The following is a 15,037-nucleotide window of genomic DNA, read 5'->3' on the forward strand; positions in this document are numbered from 1 at the left end:
ATATGGTTAACAACACCTCGGATTACAACAGCGATTGGCTCAGAATTGTTATACCATGTGAAAATTATGTTATGTCGTATTGGAACCCATTTAACCACCCACGTTTACGTTACCTTTGGGCCTATGTCATTGATCGAAAAACACCCACTCGTTCCCTTACAACACGATTTTTCACTCGTCTACTTTACAGAAGGAAATCATCGTGACTGACGCTTATTCAGAGCGTGCAAAAAAAGAACAACTCACACAAAAACTCAATAGTGTGGTTTTCCAAAATTACGGCCTACTGCGTGTATACACCTATTATAGGGCCGTTTTAGGTGTTCTTTTTTTAGGTATGTACAGCTGGGGAATCGCAACTCAAGTCTTGGGCAGCGAAAATGGAAAGCTCTTCTTTTACACTGCCATCGGCTACTCCATTATTAATATTGGCACTCTGTTTCGGCTGTGGCGCTACCAATCTCAGACGAGCCTCTCGCGGCTAATCGCTTTGCTCATCATCGACATTGTCGCACTGGTCCTCATGATGCACGCCAGTGGTGGCATACAAAGTGGAATTGGCTATTTATTGATTATTACCGTCGCCGCAGGCTCTATTTTCCTCCAAGGACAAATGACGGTGTTTATTGCCGCCATGGCAACGGTGTCTGTGCTTTTGGAAACTACTATTGTTGCTCTCACCACAGATGTCGGAAGCCGTTCTGTTTTCTCTGCCGGCACATTGGGCATTTTACTATTTATCACCGCTTTGCTTTTTCAGTACTTAACGCAGAAAATCAGAGAAAGCAGTGCTGAAGCACTCTTACAGGCTCAACAAGCAGCCCACGCCAAAGTGATTTCTCAACAAATCATTTCACGAATGCGAACCGGGGTGATCGTGATTTCCTCTGAAGGTTATGTGCAACTCATTAATGATGCCGCATGTAAATTTGTGGGTTTGGACGATGCGAATAGCTTACACTATCAGGCAATCAGCCAGTGCCCTATCCTTTTTAACTGTTTTCACGAATGGAAGAAAAACCCTCGCAAAGCCACCACACCCATTTATATTCCTGAAAGTAATCGTGAGGTGAGAATCAATTTTGCCTTTTTGGGCGAGACTGATAATTCGGACGTCCTCATTTTTATTGAAGACAACCGACAATTGGCACAGGAGGCACAAAAACTCAAACTTGCCTCACTAGGTAAACTCACTGCCAGTATTGCCCATGAAATACGAAACCCACTTGGTGCGATAAGCCATGCCGCTCAGCTCATGGCCGAGACACCTGACTTAGATAATGGTAATCAACGACTGACAGAAATTATTGTTAATCACTCCAAACGCGTTAATCAAATCATTGAAAATACGCTGCAATTATCACGGCGAAATCAGTCCAAACCAGAAATGCTGCAACTCAATGAATGGCTTCCACAATTTATCCGTGAATACCAAGAAGGGGGGGATTGTGATATTACACTACGCGATGATATTACCGATAGCACTCTTGCCAACATCAAAATCGACCCTCATCACTTCAAACAAATACTGACGAATTTATTTGATAACGGCATTCGCTATAGTGAAATGGCCACCGGTCGAAAACAATTACTCATTTTATTGACACAAACTTCCGGCGACGAATTTACCGCAATACAAGTTTTTGATGAAGGGCCCGGAGTCGATGAAAAGGATATCGCACACATTTTTGAACCTTTTTATACCACCGAAAATACAGGCTCTGGATTAGGACTCTATATTTGCCGTGAATTGTGCGAATCTAATCAAGCGTCTCTCCATTACATCCACACTGGCGTCTCAAAAAGCTATTTTCAAATCAGCTTCGCTCACGCCCAACAGGTTTTTTAGCGAATGACACACACAGCACTCATTATCGATGACGAACCGGACATTCTTGAATTACTGGAAATTACCCTTGAAAGAATGGGCGTGAAAGCCCATAAGTCCCCTAACTTAACCAACGCTCGGACCAAGCTTCAGGAAAACCAGTATGATTTTTGCCTGACAGATATGCGATTACCCGATGGTAACGGTATTGATCTCGTAAAAGAATTACAAACGGATTACCCAAACCTTCCCGTCGCCGTCTTTACCGCTCATGGAAATATGGATACCGCTGTCGAAGCAATGAAGGCCGGTGCTTTTGACTTCATTACCAAACCCGTTGACCTCGAATTATTGCGACAGTTGGTGAATACCGCCCTTTCAATGAGCAAACCAACGACTAACTCACCAATAAATGATGACTTAATTAAGGGCCAGGCCGAAAGCGTAAAAGTTTTGAGAAAAAAAATTACAAAACTCGCGCGCTCACAAGCACCCGTATTTATCAGTGGTGAATCCGGTAGCGGAAAAGAGCTAGTAGCAAGATCCATTCACAACCATGGGCCAAGAGCAGAAAGCCCTTTTATTGCTGTCAACTGCGGTGCTATTCCCACCGATTTAATGGAAAGCGAATTTTTTGGTCATAAGAAGGGCACTTTTACCGGAGCACATCAAGACAAAAAAGGGTTATTTCAAGCAGCCAATGGCGGCACTTTATTTTTAGATGAAGTGGCAGACCTCCCATTGGATATGCAAGTCAAATTACTTCGCGCCATTCAAGAAAAAGCCATCCGTATGGTCGGAGATGCCAAAGAGATTAAAATTGATGTGCGTATTCTCAGTGCGACTCATAAAAACCTGGCCAATGCGGTCAGCAATGGTGACTTTCGCTCTGACCTGTATTATCGAATCAATGTCATAGAAATTGATGTACCGCCACTGCGTGATCGAAAGGGGGATATTCAATTACTGGCTGAGTTCTTCCTAGAAAAGTTCGCTGAAGAAATGCAATGTAACCCGGCTCAACTTCAAAAAAATGCCTTAACGACCCTTGAGCAATACACTTTTCCGGGCAATGTGCGTGAATTGGAAAACATATTAGAGCGAGCTTATACCTTGTGTGATGGCGATATCATCACCATCGATGATTTACAGCTAAACCGGAAAAACGAGCCCCCTTCACAACAACCCAAGAGTACTCCTTCCGACATCAATGTGGCAGAAATTCAGAATTTGGACGAATACCTGGCGGATATTGAGCGAGACATTCTCGTCAATGCCCTTGAACAAAACCGCTGGAATAGAACCGCAACCGCTAAATCCCTAGGGATCACCTTTCGCTCTTTGCGCTACCGGTTGAAAAAACTGGGGCTGGAAGAAGATTAATCCTCAACTGAGTAAAGAATCATCACAAAAGACTATTTTTGTGATGATTTTCGCGCCAAAAAACTATAAACTCTTTATTATAACGTTTTCGGTGGTTACGAATGTACTTTCATAACGAAAAGATGCCTTTCATAATGGAAAGATTCTTTCACACCGGAGAGATGCTTCTCCTTACAGAAAGCACCTTTTATTGAATAGCTTCATACCACCACGAAATAATTTGGATTACTCAATATTATCGTCGCCTCCTTCGACAAAGGATTGTCAAAATGAAACATCAACAGGGTTACACCTTCATCGAAATATTCTTTACGCTATGCATTGCTACCATATTGGTCTCCATGGCACTCCCTAGCTGGTCAGCATTTCAGGACAGGAACACACAGAGCATCAGCTATAATGCTCTGCTTAGTGCAGTGAACTTTGCTCGTATGCAAGCCATTTCTCAAGGAGAACACACCACCCTCTGCCCTAAACAAACTCCCAACACCTGTGGAACCGATTGGACCAATGGCATTTTGGTATTTACGGATAAAAACCGAAATGGCAGTATCGACAACGCTGAAACTCCACTCAGAGAGTTCACTTTATCCTCAAAAGAGCACTCGCTCATTTGGTCGTCTTTCCAACGTAAAACCTACTTAACGTTTACGCGTGAAGGAGTGACGGCGAACCAAAATGGCACCTTCGTTTACTGCCCAGCAAATAAAACGCCTGACTTGGGATGGGCAATGATTATTAATAAAGCCGGGCGTGTTTATCGTGGTGTCGACAGCAACAACAATGGCATTGAAGAAAGAAGCAATGGGAAGGATATTCAATGCTCGTAAGTGCGAGTTAAATGTGAGTATTAAAATCAAATACAAAAATAAAGCGTTCTGAAAAATCGCGACTACTCTGCCGCGATTTTTTCTCTCTATGAAACGATCAAGCGATCAATTTGGTATACGCTCTTCCCACAGCAATCGTCCCGCTCTACCATCGCCAAATACATTCACTTGCCGCTCCTGAATCGTACCATCAGACCCTGGCGTGTACTGCCTACCTCCCAAGAACCCAGACTGATTCGGAATCCCATTGTAGAATGCCTCACCTACATAAGGGTAATCAAATTGACCATCGTTATTCACATCAAAAATTCCTTCCTGAGGGGACAAACCTGTGAGTAAATCCACACTCATCAACCAGCCTCTTCCTCCATCAGAGCAAGCAGTCGTATCAGGAATAATGGTATTGAAAAATAACACGCTACCACGAATTGAAGCATCGGAAACGACCCTTTCTCCCTCAAGAATCCCTCCCATATTGAGGTCAACGAACCAACCATTATGAGTTTGCCAATTCAGGATGTTGTCATTTACAGGATTTCCATTCACATCCGTTGCCGGTTGTTCCATCACCGTCCGTAAGCCACCACTGGAAACCAACGTGCGCTCTGCAAACGTGGAACGATCTAATTCAAAAGCCCCTCGATCCCACACAGCATAAAAACTTTGCTCATCGGTATAGTTATTCACATCTGAAGGTTGAATAAAACGGCCCGTACCAAAAAATACCAATACATTAGGGACATTGGCATTAGGACCAGTCTCAGCAGTTGTCACATTAGTGTTGAAATCAACAATGGGTGCCGCCGTAATGGGTTGCCGCTGATCACGGTCATTTTTAGCGGTGAACAGTGGTAAAGGAGATTGACCTCCAGACGTAGAGGAAGCAACGCCCCAATTATTATCGTTCGTAGATGAGACATCAAACGCCCACATATTCCCGTCAAGATCTCCGGCATAAATCCGATCTGCCACCATATCGCCATCTATATCAATAACACGAGGAGTGGACAATCCATTCGTAACGCGGGTTGCTTTCGATTCAGTACTGATGCGCAGATAATCCGAGCCTTCAGTCCAAACGCCATCTAATCCACCATCCAAATACAAAATGAATAAATCGGCAAAACCTTGACCAGTGTTGTTGTAACCATTTCCTAAAATGGCTGCCCAACGTCCATTTTGCATCATTGCAATGGTTGGAGGGCTGTAGACATACCCAAGATTATTATTGTCATCAGAATCAAACTCCCAGAGTACCAATTCATCGGCCAAAGTCTCATCGGAAAATTCAGTAGGGTCGGTTACATCCAATGCAAAAATACCTCTCCCACCGGCTCTCAACCCACCAATCAAGACGGTTCTCCACGCCTCACTGCCATTGGTGGTTCTGGGAATATAGACATCAGAAATACTGGGGGTTAAGTCAACATAAAATGTATGCTCATACTTTTGATTTGCAAGATAATGTAAACCGGTATCAAGAGCGCTACTGTCATAAAGCTGACTGGGAATGTACGCAATAACTTCTTGGCCTGCATTGCTCCCGGTTAAATTACCCACCACACCATGCAACATGCCATCGTTCGCCCCAAAATAGAGAACCGGTGTTCGTGAAGCCGCAACCCCTTGCCTAAAACTGTTATAGTCATCGCCGCTGCCCCCAAAACGGCTATCATCACTATAGCTGGGGTAATCTAACTGAGGGGCACCAACATAAACGGGGGTAGAATTAACAATATCACCCAATACACTGGAGCGAATGCGAAGATCACCTGCATCATTTCCTTCTAAGGTTCGATTTCCTCTTAAATAGCGTAGGACATCTCGTCCAAGTGAATTATCTCTGGAACCTGAACCGTCATAACCCAAATCATTCTTCTGACTCGCCGTTAAATTGGCCCACCTAAATTCAACCCCTTCCGCACTTTCGGGGTTATAGGTCAATATATTTCTACTTCCTGGGCGTTGGCTGTCTATTTTATCACTGGCATCCCAAGACTCCGTACTAGACACCTCTCCTGTTTGGCTCAACTCATAAGCAAAAAGATTTCCCGACCAACGTGCTGTATTAAACTGCGCCAAGAATACTGCACTATCCGTCGTTAACTCTGCCGAGTTAAACGCGACTGACCCAAGTGTACCGATTTGTTCTTGAATATCAGAGATGGCACTGTTCAACGCACTTTGTAATTCCGACGCATCTTCAGCGGTAATATAGGTTGTACCGGAATTCGTCGCCGCTCTGGGCAGCAACGGGCTATCCAATAATGCTTGATCGGCAAATCCAATAAAATAAGATTTAATGTTATTAATTTCCTCTGAGCCATCGGAATTATCTAAATCCGGACGTAAATCCATTTCATAAAGCGCCAATGCCACATCTTCTGGATAATCACCAGTAATTGGGCTAGTTGCGTCATAACCTTGTAAATAGGTACTAACATCATTATCGCTTGTTGGTAATCCATCGGTTAAAGACACAATAAAATTTTTCTGGCAAGAATACTGAATGATAGGATCAGATGCGGTTGGCGTCGATTGTGTTTGCCTTAAAACAGGAGACCAATAACTAGGGGTATCATTAAAAATACTACTACCAGAGACATAATTATCAGAACTATTAATTGCGCCATTATTAGGATGCAACCGTAAACGGTTATCTTGAAATCCTTGAATAAAATACCGTCCAATACCTTCCAATGATTCGGCCAGAGGGGTGGTACCTCCAGCACTTAGACTGTTAACACCATTGATCAAGCGCGTTCGATGGCTGTCTGTCATATCCGTAAGGCCAACATCCACGTTGGCCCCTCTACCACCGTTAAATGACATAACACCAACACGAATATCATCCAACCCAGAAATGATATCTATAGCGGCTTCTCTTGCCACTTCCATACGAGTTTTTGCTTCTGGTTTTACGCCGGCTCCAGAAAAATAATCAAAGGACGTCTGATCGCTATTAGAATAATACCAGTTGAGGTAATTACCCGTATAAGTTCCATAAAAGCCTTGTAAACTAGCTTCATAATTTGCATTAGGGTCAAAGCACATTTTATTCACTGCATAAGGTGAATTTCGAGTTAGATCCGTTCCCCATACAAAAATATTACGGTTAAAGGAAAATGGGCTAGTCCTCGTCAAAATAAATATTTGATCATTATCTTCATCTCCTCCTGTAACGATATATAAAGAAGGATCAATCTGAAATCGCTCAGGACAATCAAAGGAAAACGTTCCTTCAGAAAAAGGGGCAGCAGGTGCAATTGTCGTCATGGAGCCCGAATCATCAATAAGAAACATAAGGTTTGGAGGGACTGCCGATGCCACAACCAGCGGATCTGACGACAAGGTCAACTCGGCAGCACTACTTAAAGTGCCGAATGTCATGAATACCGAGAAAGAAAAAACCGAAGAGATTTTTAACCATTTTTTTGTCAACATAATACTACCCTCTGCCTGTAGGCAAAGATAATGAAAAATCAGAAACTTCACGTTTGACGACATATTGAAATGCCGAAAAATTAAAAGTTAATTAGAGATTCACACCAAAATAACTCACCACAATGCGTTCAGAATTACCATCCCTTCCTGTCGAACGTGAGACTATTTTGAAGATTTCAGAGGAGGCACCGCCAGTAGTTTGGCCATATCCGGTAAGATTTAATCCTTGAGCGGTATCGTCGTTTTCAATATCACCCACATGCTCTATGTAAAACTGAGCAGAAACACCATTCATTGCCGTTGCCGTTCTAAATTGGCCTGCTTGCCATGTGGCATCAGCAAAAATATCAATAGGGCCATTACCTTCAGAATAAAGCCCATTAGCCCCCGTATCGGTAAAACCAGTAACATTAATGATCAATCCCAAAAAATTTTCGGCTTCAACAATGCCTGCTTCGGCTGCAGCCAGGGATAAATGCGCTTCACGAACACTGGCCGTCATTTTCTCTTGAAGCAACACATTCTGATTTCCCGACAACACCACCAGGGTTAGCACCAATAAAATAATCAAACTGACGGCTAAAGCCACACCACGCTGCTTACCATAATCGACAATATTATCTTTCGAAAAACGAATTACTCTAACTCTTGACATAGCCATACCCAGTTGTCATGGAAGTTATAAACTGCGATTACGTATATTTGCCGTAAAAGGATAACTTCGTGTAAAGTCACCATCCACATTAGAGACGGTGATATTCGCACGTACAGAAACCACATTTTCTAAATTCCCAATAACATCCGCATCACCAAAAACATCAGCTGACCCATCAGAATTGACATCTTCTCCAAATAAAAATTGAAGATCTTCAACATCTCTGATTAATTCATCCACTTGATTATTCAAAGCGCGATAAAGGGATTGACCACCCACCACATTCTCACCAACAAAATATATTTTTTCATAGGGCTGCAATAACTGGGCAGATCCATCATAGGTCTTACTAAACGTTTGAGTTGTATTTTGATAACTGACCCCAGAAATACTGCCGGAGTTATGGGTTAGTGTCCCACTGGTTTGCACATTATTTGCCGTATTGGCAAACAACTCTCCATCCTCACAATCGGTTAACAATAATATTTCACCTAACTCAATATCATTACCTACATTCACTTGTAGCGCTGCAGAGGTTGTCGGCATAAAAGGAGCTTGAATTCGGGCATTACTTAATGCATTTGAACCTCTTAACGTAATTACATCCGTCCCATCCACAACATTTATCGTTCCTATCGTTACCCCAACCGCATCATTCACGGCATTTAACCCCGCTTGGTTAACAATATTAACGATATACCCAAAATTGGGATCGGCTGGATTGGTAATATCAGTCCAATTAAAAATAGTATCCGGCGAACAACCATAATAATCCGCCATGCGAATATCCCGAGCCAAAAATTCAACAGCCATTCGCCCACTTTGCTGAACTTCAGAAAAAGACTGCTGAACATTAGCACTTGCACGATTTGCATCAAAAATTTGCAATACGCCAAATAACAGGACAACACCCAAGCTCATTGCAATCATTAATTCTATTAAGCTTAAACCATTCTGATTTTTCAATAATTCCGCTTTCTGAAAACAGCTGTAATTAAAGTATTTTTTCATAGCTGTATCCTAAAAACATATTCTTGAGTATCCATAACGCTGCCCGTCTCATCCTGAGTTTGTTCAGGCCACGATACGGAAATATCAAAAGCATTAGCAATAGAATCCACATCTTCTACTGTTCCCAACGCTCCTGCAGGTAATCCGCCATCGGCAGCTGCTTGCTGAATAGCTTGTTGCCATTGAAATGCATCTAGCTGAGCAATTTGAACCGAAGAACAAGGCGAACAGCTAGGGTTCGTTTCTTCCCCTTCAATGTCATTGTAATTACCATTTTGAACGCCAGCTTGATTTGAGCGCATTCTCTCAGCCATGTCATAGGCATAAATAGTTGCTAAGGTTCGATACTGTGAATTATTAATATTTTTCAAACTCATTGTTTGCATTGCCGCTAAACCAAGCATCCCTACGGCTAAAATCACGATAGTTACAAGAATTTCAATGAGCGTAACACCACGCTGATAAATCTTCGACGATATAAAAGGTTTACGTAACTGTATGGAAAAAACGTTCATTCTAGTCACCCATAATGAAAAATACTTTCACGAGTAAAAACGCGATAAAGCTAAGGGCAGACAAAGTCCGATGCCGCCGACACACCTGAAACAAGAAGCGTGACCTGACTCCCATTTTCACCGACTCGATCATCACAGACATCAAGCACAATCGCAGTATCGACCTCACCCAGGGCGGTAAAGGTAAATTCTGTTACAGAAACAGACCCCGTTACGTCTAAAGTCTCCGGTAAAGGCTCCCATAGGCGCAGCTCTTCCCCCACATCCCACTGCTCATCATCATCACCATCTTCCCACACCACTACACCATTGGCCCAATTACCTTGACGTGCACCGAACATAATGGGTTGCCCCTGTTTAATGGCTTCACTGCGTGCAAAAGTCAAAGCTCCCTGAATTTGATTCGTTACAGAGGTCAACTCATTATTTCGAATTAATTGTGTAAAGGATGGCACGCCAATCGCTAGTAAAATACCAGCAATTGCCATCACAACCAGGAGCTCAATCAGAGTAAAGCCTCGTTCGTGTGAAGAATTTTGGTGAGCATGAAGATATGAAAACATTCGAATATCCAACATAAAATGATTTGATATTCGAACCTTAGCGGGAGCCCCTCACCTTTTCACGAGACAACAGACAAACGGTGAATAAGTCGATTCCAAAGGAAAAAGTAGCCGCTTACCCGGCATTTTTTGATAAATGGTTCACAAAAAAATTACCGAAATATGATGAGAGTCACTATAAAACCGAAACTTATATCACCCAAAGACAAATAGAATTTTTCTTATATACCATTGAATTTATATAAAAATGCCACCCCTTATTCCTACCCCCACCATCATCTTCTCGATATTTTTTGAGCTTTTTATGCAGCATGACAAGCCATGGCACACCCACTCCAGACTAAACGTTCAATTTAGTACCAGTTATCAAAAATGAGAAATAAAGACTACGACCAGCACAATGAGAAAAACATTAATCGAAAAATACAAACCATTCAGTATTATCTTAAAAAAAGCTGCCGTATTTTTAGCTTTTGACTAGATTAGTTGTTTGAACAAACCATACATTTACTCATTGGACACAATAAACACCCTTTATGAACAACAATATCCATACTTGATTTACAAAGAATCTGGCATTCTTCATGTGATCCAACTCTAAAAATAACGATAGACAGCACAAGATAACTTCTGCACTTCAGAGAAAACGGTTGGAAAACCAATGATAAACACAAATCTGATTGAGAAACGTCAAAAGCAGCAAAACAGTGTTATTGCCACCCCGCCATTAGCGAACCAACGAGCAGCATTAAGCGTCATTCATTTATTTGATCAACAAGCCAGAAAAACGCCTCAAAAAATTGCGGTTTATCATTCCAATCACGCCTACGATTATGGAACACTTCAACAAGTTTCTCATCAAATGGCATTAGCGCTTATTGACCATGGTGTATCACCAGGAGATCGAGTTGCTATCTGTATAAAGCGCTCTATCGATTTGATTCCTATTTTTCTTGCCGTTCTTCGATGTGGTGCAGCCTATATTCCCTTAGATACCACACATCCCGCTTCCCGAAACCAAAAGATTTTAGAATCCGCCACTCCCACATTAATGATTTATGATGAACACTCATTAGTACTGAAAAAAGAGAGCACTGTCCGGTCATTACACATCCGGGAACAACTTCATAACAAAAAAAGTTTTTCTAAAAAAATCACCTCGGCTTATCCGCCTGTTGACTTGTCACAACCTTCATTGCCAGCCTACATCATTTTTACCTCTGGCTCGACAGGTCAACCCAAAGGTGTTCAGGTCTCTCAACAGTCCCTTTGTCGCTTTTTACAAGCGGTTGCCCATGAACCAGGATGCAACGAAACTGATAAAGTAGCCGCTCTGACCACAGTATCATTTGATATTGCTGCCCTAGAAATATATTTACCCTTGATAACCGGTGCAGAGATCCACTTATTTGATGAACAGACAATAAAAAATGGTGAGCTTCTAGCAAATCAATTACAAGACAGCGGCATTACATTATTGCAAGCGACACCAGCCCACTTTCGTCTAATGATGGCAAGCGGCTGGAGACACTCTCAACCAATAAAAAAAATACTGTGTGGAGGAGATCAGCTCAACCCTCAATTAGCCACTCAGCTTTTAACGTATACCGACGAGCTTTGGAATATGTATGGGCCAACAGAGGCTACCGTATGGTCTACTTGTAAACGTATAATCCAAGACAAAACAGTCTCTATTGGATATCCCATTGCAGGCACCAGTTGCTGCATAATTGACAATGATCAAATTGTACCCCACGAAACAGAGGGAGAATTATGGATCGCAGGCCTCGGCTTAGCCGATGGTTACTATAACGATAAAGACAAGACTGATGACAAATTTGTATGGAAAAACGTAGGTCATGGTTTACAGCGTTATTATCGTACGGGCGATAAAGCCATCATGTCCAAAACCGGAGAGCTCAAGTACATCGGAAGAATCGATTTTCAAGTAAAGATACGAGGTTATCGTATAGAACTGCAAGAAATTGAAGCCGTTGCGTCCGCTTTCCCCAATGTTGCAGAATGTATTGCTACAGTCCAAGAGGATCATTATGGCGAACAAATCATAGTGTTATGTATCCTCCCTGAAAATCAACAGACTAGCCATTTTCATCCGCTACGAGAGTATCTTAAGACCCATTTACCCACTTACATGATTCCATCTCGAATAGTTACCCTAAATAACATTCCTCTTAATACAAATGGTAAAGTTGATCGAAAGGCTATTTTGAATTTTATTTCAGAAGAAAAAATTGACCATACTGAACATCAAAGCAACTCAAACAAAGTCATAGAAGAGATTAGACACATATGGTGCGACACTTTAAATATTAAGCACATTTCAAATAAAGATGATTTTTTTGATTTGGGTGGACATTCCATTTTAGCATTCATGCTGACCAAAAGAGTTGAAGACATAGTTAGGAAAAAAGTGTCTTTGGGTCTTATCTTTAGATACTCTACCTTTTCAAACTATGTGAGTTCATTAAAGCTCGATCAACACATTCATCAGGAATATGAAGCGCATTCACTTTGCACAAGCATTCCATTAAACAAAGCAGCTCGTGAGAGCAATGGTCATACCGCCCTCATTTTTATTTGCGGGATCAATATTTATCAAGACATCACTAATCGATTATCCCCCAACATTGAAGCTCATGCCATCTATATTGAAGCAGAAGAAAAATTATTCTCCCGTAAAGAACACTCCTATAAAGACCGACAAACCATAGAAAAACTCGCTGATCGTTATGTACTGGAAATACAAAAACTCAACATATCAAACCTTAGTCTCTGTGGACTATCATTCGGTGGAATATTGGCCACTGTTATTGCCAAAAAGCTAGAAAAAAAATCCATGGTGGTACGAAATGTTTTTATGCTGGATTCTGTATTGCCCAACGCATGGAGAATGGACTGGAAAAAAATCATCTACAAAATCAAAAATGCTACAACACAAATCGCAAGAAAAGAGCGAAAAATACTAACAAGTATTGACAATAGCATCTGCCAACCCCTAAAGAAGGCACGAGAAAGACAATTTAGTTTCTTAAAAGAAACCATGTTTTATTTTGACAAGAAAGAAATAGATTTATTCGCAAAAATATTTCTAATTAAGGCACAACATCGCATAGAGACTTCGAAATTCAAGTCCTTAAAGGAAGATTACGGCTGGAAAAAAATAATTGTGGGTAAGCTAGAAATTACGGAAACAGAAGGAGAGCATATAAGCATGGTCTCTGCACAACATGCTCACAACGTAGCCAACATTATTAATTTACAGTTACTCCCCATTGCAGAAGTAAGAAACATTACCTCAGACACTGAATGCGCAAATGATACAACAGTTACCTACAAATAAAGCTCATACTGGCTTTTTTTCACCTGATAAAACAGCTGATGCTTCACTTACTGCAAAAGTCTTTAGTGGCATTAATGGTTTACGCCAACTTTATGAGCCTTGGAGAACATCTATAAAACAACATGGCTCAAATTTTGTACACCATCCTAATTGGTATGAAGCTCAGTTAGCAGGGTTAAAAAAGCCTCATTGTGTGTTTTTTATTGCCCTATATAGTCATTCACAGTTGCATACTGTAATTCCTCTACAAAGAAGACGAATAAAAAAATATGGATGCACACTTTCATTCGTTGAACTTTTTTATAGTAATGAGATGGGTATCTGTGATATCTATTCACTCGCCGACCACAACGACAACATTTGGGAGTTGGTTATCCACTCAATACAAAGAACATACCCTAATTCTTATTTTTTACGCCTTCAGCATACACCTCTGCGCTCTCACTTCGAAAAACTAAACATACCCCATAAAATCGATTTTAAAAAAATAAGTCACAACAGCAAATATTTAGATGTCGACACCCCATCACCAACTATCTTTTGGGAGCAATACTCAAAAAACTTTAAACGTAATCTACGTCGGTTGAGAAAAAAAGCACTTACTCAAGGCTCTCTTCAATTTAAAACTTATCAACAAGCTTCTGATTTGAATAACGCATTTCAAGAGTTACTACAGGTCGAGCATACTGGCTGGAAAGGAAAAAATGGTACCAGCATTTTTTCCCAGAAAAAAAAGCGTGAGCACTATGAGACACTACTACGTGGCTACGCTGATACTGGGCATTTACAAATAAACACACTGTACCTCAATGATCAGCCCATCGCCTCACAGTTTTGTGTCAATATGAAGGGAACACTATATTTGTTAAAAATTGGCTACAATGAAAACTATTCCGAGTTCAGCCCAGGCCAATTATTGTTAGAAGATCTTCTCAATTCTGTTATTGAAGACTCTGCTATTAAACGTGTAAGTTTTGTGACAGGAACAACTTGGATGGAAAGATGGAAACCATTATACGAACCCGTTTTTTTATCCTATAAACCAACAGGGAAATGGCAAGGAAATCTCATCATTCTGTTATTAATATTAAGAGAGAAAATAAAATCCAAGATTTCACTTAAGGGCACCTCTAAAAATAGCCCAACTTTGATATAATCTCACTGTTCAAAAATTTCAAGAGTTTCCTTCTATGTCTCAGCCCGGCTTTTTTGATTTAGATGACAGGTATCGCAAGTTAGATGAAAAAGATCCATTAGTTCATCTCAACAAACTGATATTTTGGGAAGCCTTTCGTCCGACCTTAAAGGAAATACGAAAGTCAAACCGAAAAAGCAATGCGGGTCGTAAAGCCTATGACGAGCTACTGATGTTCAAAGTACTCGTACTTCAGCACTTATACAATGTATCCGATGATCAGATAGAGTACCAAATACGGGACCGCTATTC

The 15,037-nt window shown here is 41.2% G+C and carries 11 protein-coding genes; 6 read left to right on the forward strand and 5 right to left on the reverse strand.

Going from position 1 to position 15,037, the window contains the following annotated elements; all coding sequences use genetic code 11:
- The first annotated feature begins 202 nt into the window (after positions 1-202).
- The 3 genes from LU351_RS20955 (at position 203) to LU351_RS14625 (ending at position 4,041) form a co-directional block, all read left to right on the forward strand.
- Positions 203-1,849 (forward strand): sensor histidine kinase, encoded by a 1,647-nt coding sequence (locus LU351_RS20955; RefSeq protein ID WP_232594831.1) that lies wholly within the window; start codon positions 203-205, stop codon positions 1,847-1,849.
- Positions 1,850-1,852: 3 nt separating this feature from the next.
- Positions 1,853-3,211, forward strand: a complete 1,359-nt coding sequence (locus LU351_RS14620) for a sigma-54-dependent transcriptional regulator (protein WP_232594832.1) — start codon at positions 1,853-1,855, stop codon at positions 3,209-3,211.
- 269 nt (positions 3,212-3,480) lie between these two features.
- On the forward strand, positions 3,481-4,041 hold the full coding sequence (locus LU351_RS14625) for a GspH/FimT family pseudopilin (RefSeq protein WP_232594833.1): 561 nt from the start codon (positions 3,481-3,483) through the stop codon (positions 4,039-4,041).
- Between the two features lie 105 nt (positions 4,042-4,146).
- Here LU351_RS14625 and LU351_RS14630 read toward each other — a convergent pair whose 3' ends face one another.
- From LU351_RS14630 to LU351_RS14650, 5 genes are all read right to left on the reverse strand, one after another.
- Positions 4,147-7,485: a PilC/PilY family type IV pilus protein gene (locus tag LU351_RS14630; protein ID WP_232594834.1), complete on the reverse strand. Its 3,339-nt coding sequence runs from the start codon at positions 7,483-7,485 to the stop codon at positions 4,147-4,149.
- Positions 7,486-7,576: 91 nt separating this feature from the next.
- A complete protein-coding gene (locus tag LU351_RS14635) occupies positions 7,577-8,140 on the reverse strand; it encodes a pilus assembly PilX family protein (RefSeq protein ID WP_232594835.1) in 564 nt (187 codons plus the stop codon).
- Between the two features lie 24 nt (positions 8,141-8,164).
- A complete protein-coding gene (locus LU351_RS14640; RefSeq protein WP_232594836.1) occupies positions 8,165-9,151 on the reverse strand; it encodes a PilW family protein in 987 nt (328 codons plus the stop codon).
- Entirely contained in the window at positions 9,148-9,666 is a 519-nt protein-coding gene (gene pilV, locus LU351_RS14645) for a type IV pilus modification protein PilV (protein ID WP_232594837.1), read from the reverse strand. Before pilV ends, LU351_RS14640 begins: the two co-directional genes overlap by 4 nt.
- A gap of 50 nt (positions 9,667-9,716) precedes the next feature.
- Positions 9,717-10,229, reverse strand: a complete 513-nt coding sequence (locus LU351_RS14650; RefSeq protein ID WP_232594838.1) for a GspH/FimT family pseudopilin — start codon at positions 10,227-10,229, stop codon at positions 9,717-9,719.
- A gap of 661 nt (positions 10,230-10,890) precedes the next feature.
- On the opposite strand from LU351_RS14650, the gene LU351_RS14655 reads away from it, so the two are divergent.
- The 3 genes from LU351_RS14655 to LU351_RS14665 form a co-directional block, all read left to right on the forward strand.
- Complete coding sequence (locus tag LU351_RS14655) at positions 10,891-13,590, forward strand: non-ribosomal peptide synthetase (protein ID WP_232594839.1); 2,700 nt, start codon at positions 10,891-10,893, stop codon at positions 13,588-13,590.
- Positions 13,565-14,746: a GNAT family N-acetyltransferase gene (locus tag LU351_RS14660; protein ID WP_232594840.1), complete on the forward strand. Its 1,182-nt coding sequence runs from the start codon at positions 13,565-13,567 to the stop codon at positions 14,744-14,746. The genes LU351_RS14655 and LU351_RS14660 overlap by 26 nt, the downstream gene beginning before the upstream one ends.
- 34 nt (positions 14,747-14,780) lie before the next feature.
- Positions 14,781-15,037, forward strand: a 257-nt coding sequence (locus tag LU351_RS14665) for a transposase (protein ID WP_232593637.1), incomplete at its 3' end; no start/stop codon positions are given.

The organism is Marinibactrum halimedae (assembly GCF_021234875.1).
Lineage (GTDB): Bacteria > Pseudomonadota > Gammaproteobacteria > Pseudomonadales > Cellvibrionaceae > Marinibactrum > Marinibactrum halimedae.

Excerpts from the sequence above, each read along its gene's own strand:
- LU351_RS14620 (WP_232594832.1), top strand. The coding sequence starts at position 1,853 with ATGACACACACAGCACTCATTATCGATGACGAACCGGACATTCTTGAA.
- LU351_RS14625 (WP_232594833.1), top strand. The coding sequence starts at position 3,481 with ATGAAACATCAACAGGGTTACACCTTCATCGAAATATTCTTTACGCTA.
- LU351_RS14630 (WP_232594834.1), bottom strand. The coding sequence starts at position 7,485 with ATGTTGACAAAAAAATGGTTAAAAATCTCTTCGGTTTTTTCTTTCTCG.
- LU351_RS14635 (WP_232594835.1), bottom strand. The coding sequence starts at position 8,140 with ATGTCAAGAGTTAGAGTAATTCGTTTTTCGAAAGATAATATTGTCGAT.
- LU351_RS14640 (WP_232594836.1), bottom strand. The coding sequence starts at position 9,151 with ATGAAAAAATACTTTAATTACAGCTGTTTTCAGAAAGCGGAATTATTG.
- pilV (WP_232594837.1), bottom strand. The coding sequence starts at position 9,666 with ATGAACGTTTTTTCCATACAGTTACGTAAACCTTTTATATCGTCGAAG.
- LU351_RS14650 (WP_232594838.1), bottom strand. The coding sequence starts at position 10,229 with ATGTTTTCATATCTTCATGCTCACCAAAATTCTTCACACGAACGAGGC.
- LU351_RS14655 (WP_232594839.1), top strand. The coding sequence starts at position 10,891 with ATGATAAACACAAATCTGATTGAGAAACGTCAAAAGCAGCAAAACAGT.
- LU351_RS14660 (WP_232594840.1), top strand. The coding sequence starts at position 13,565 with ATGATACAACAGTTACCTACAAATAAAGCTCATACTGGCTTTTTTTCA.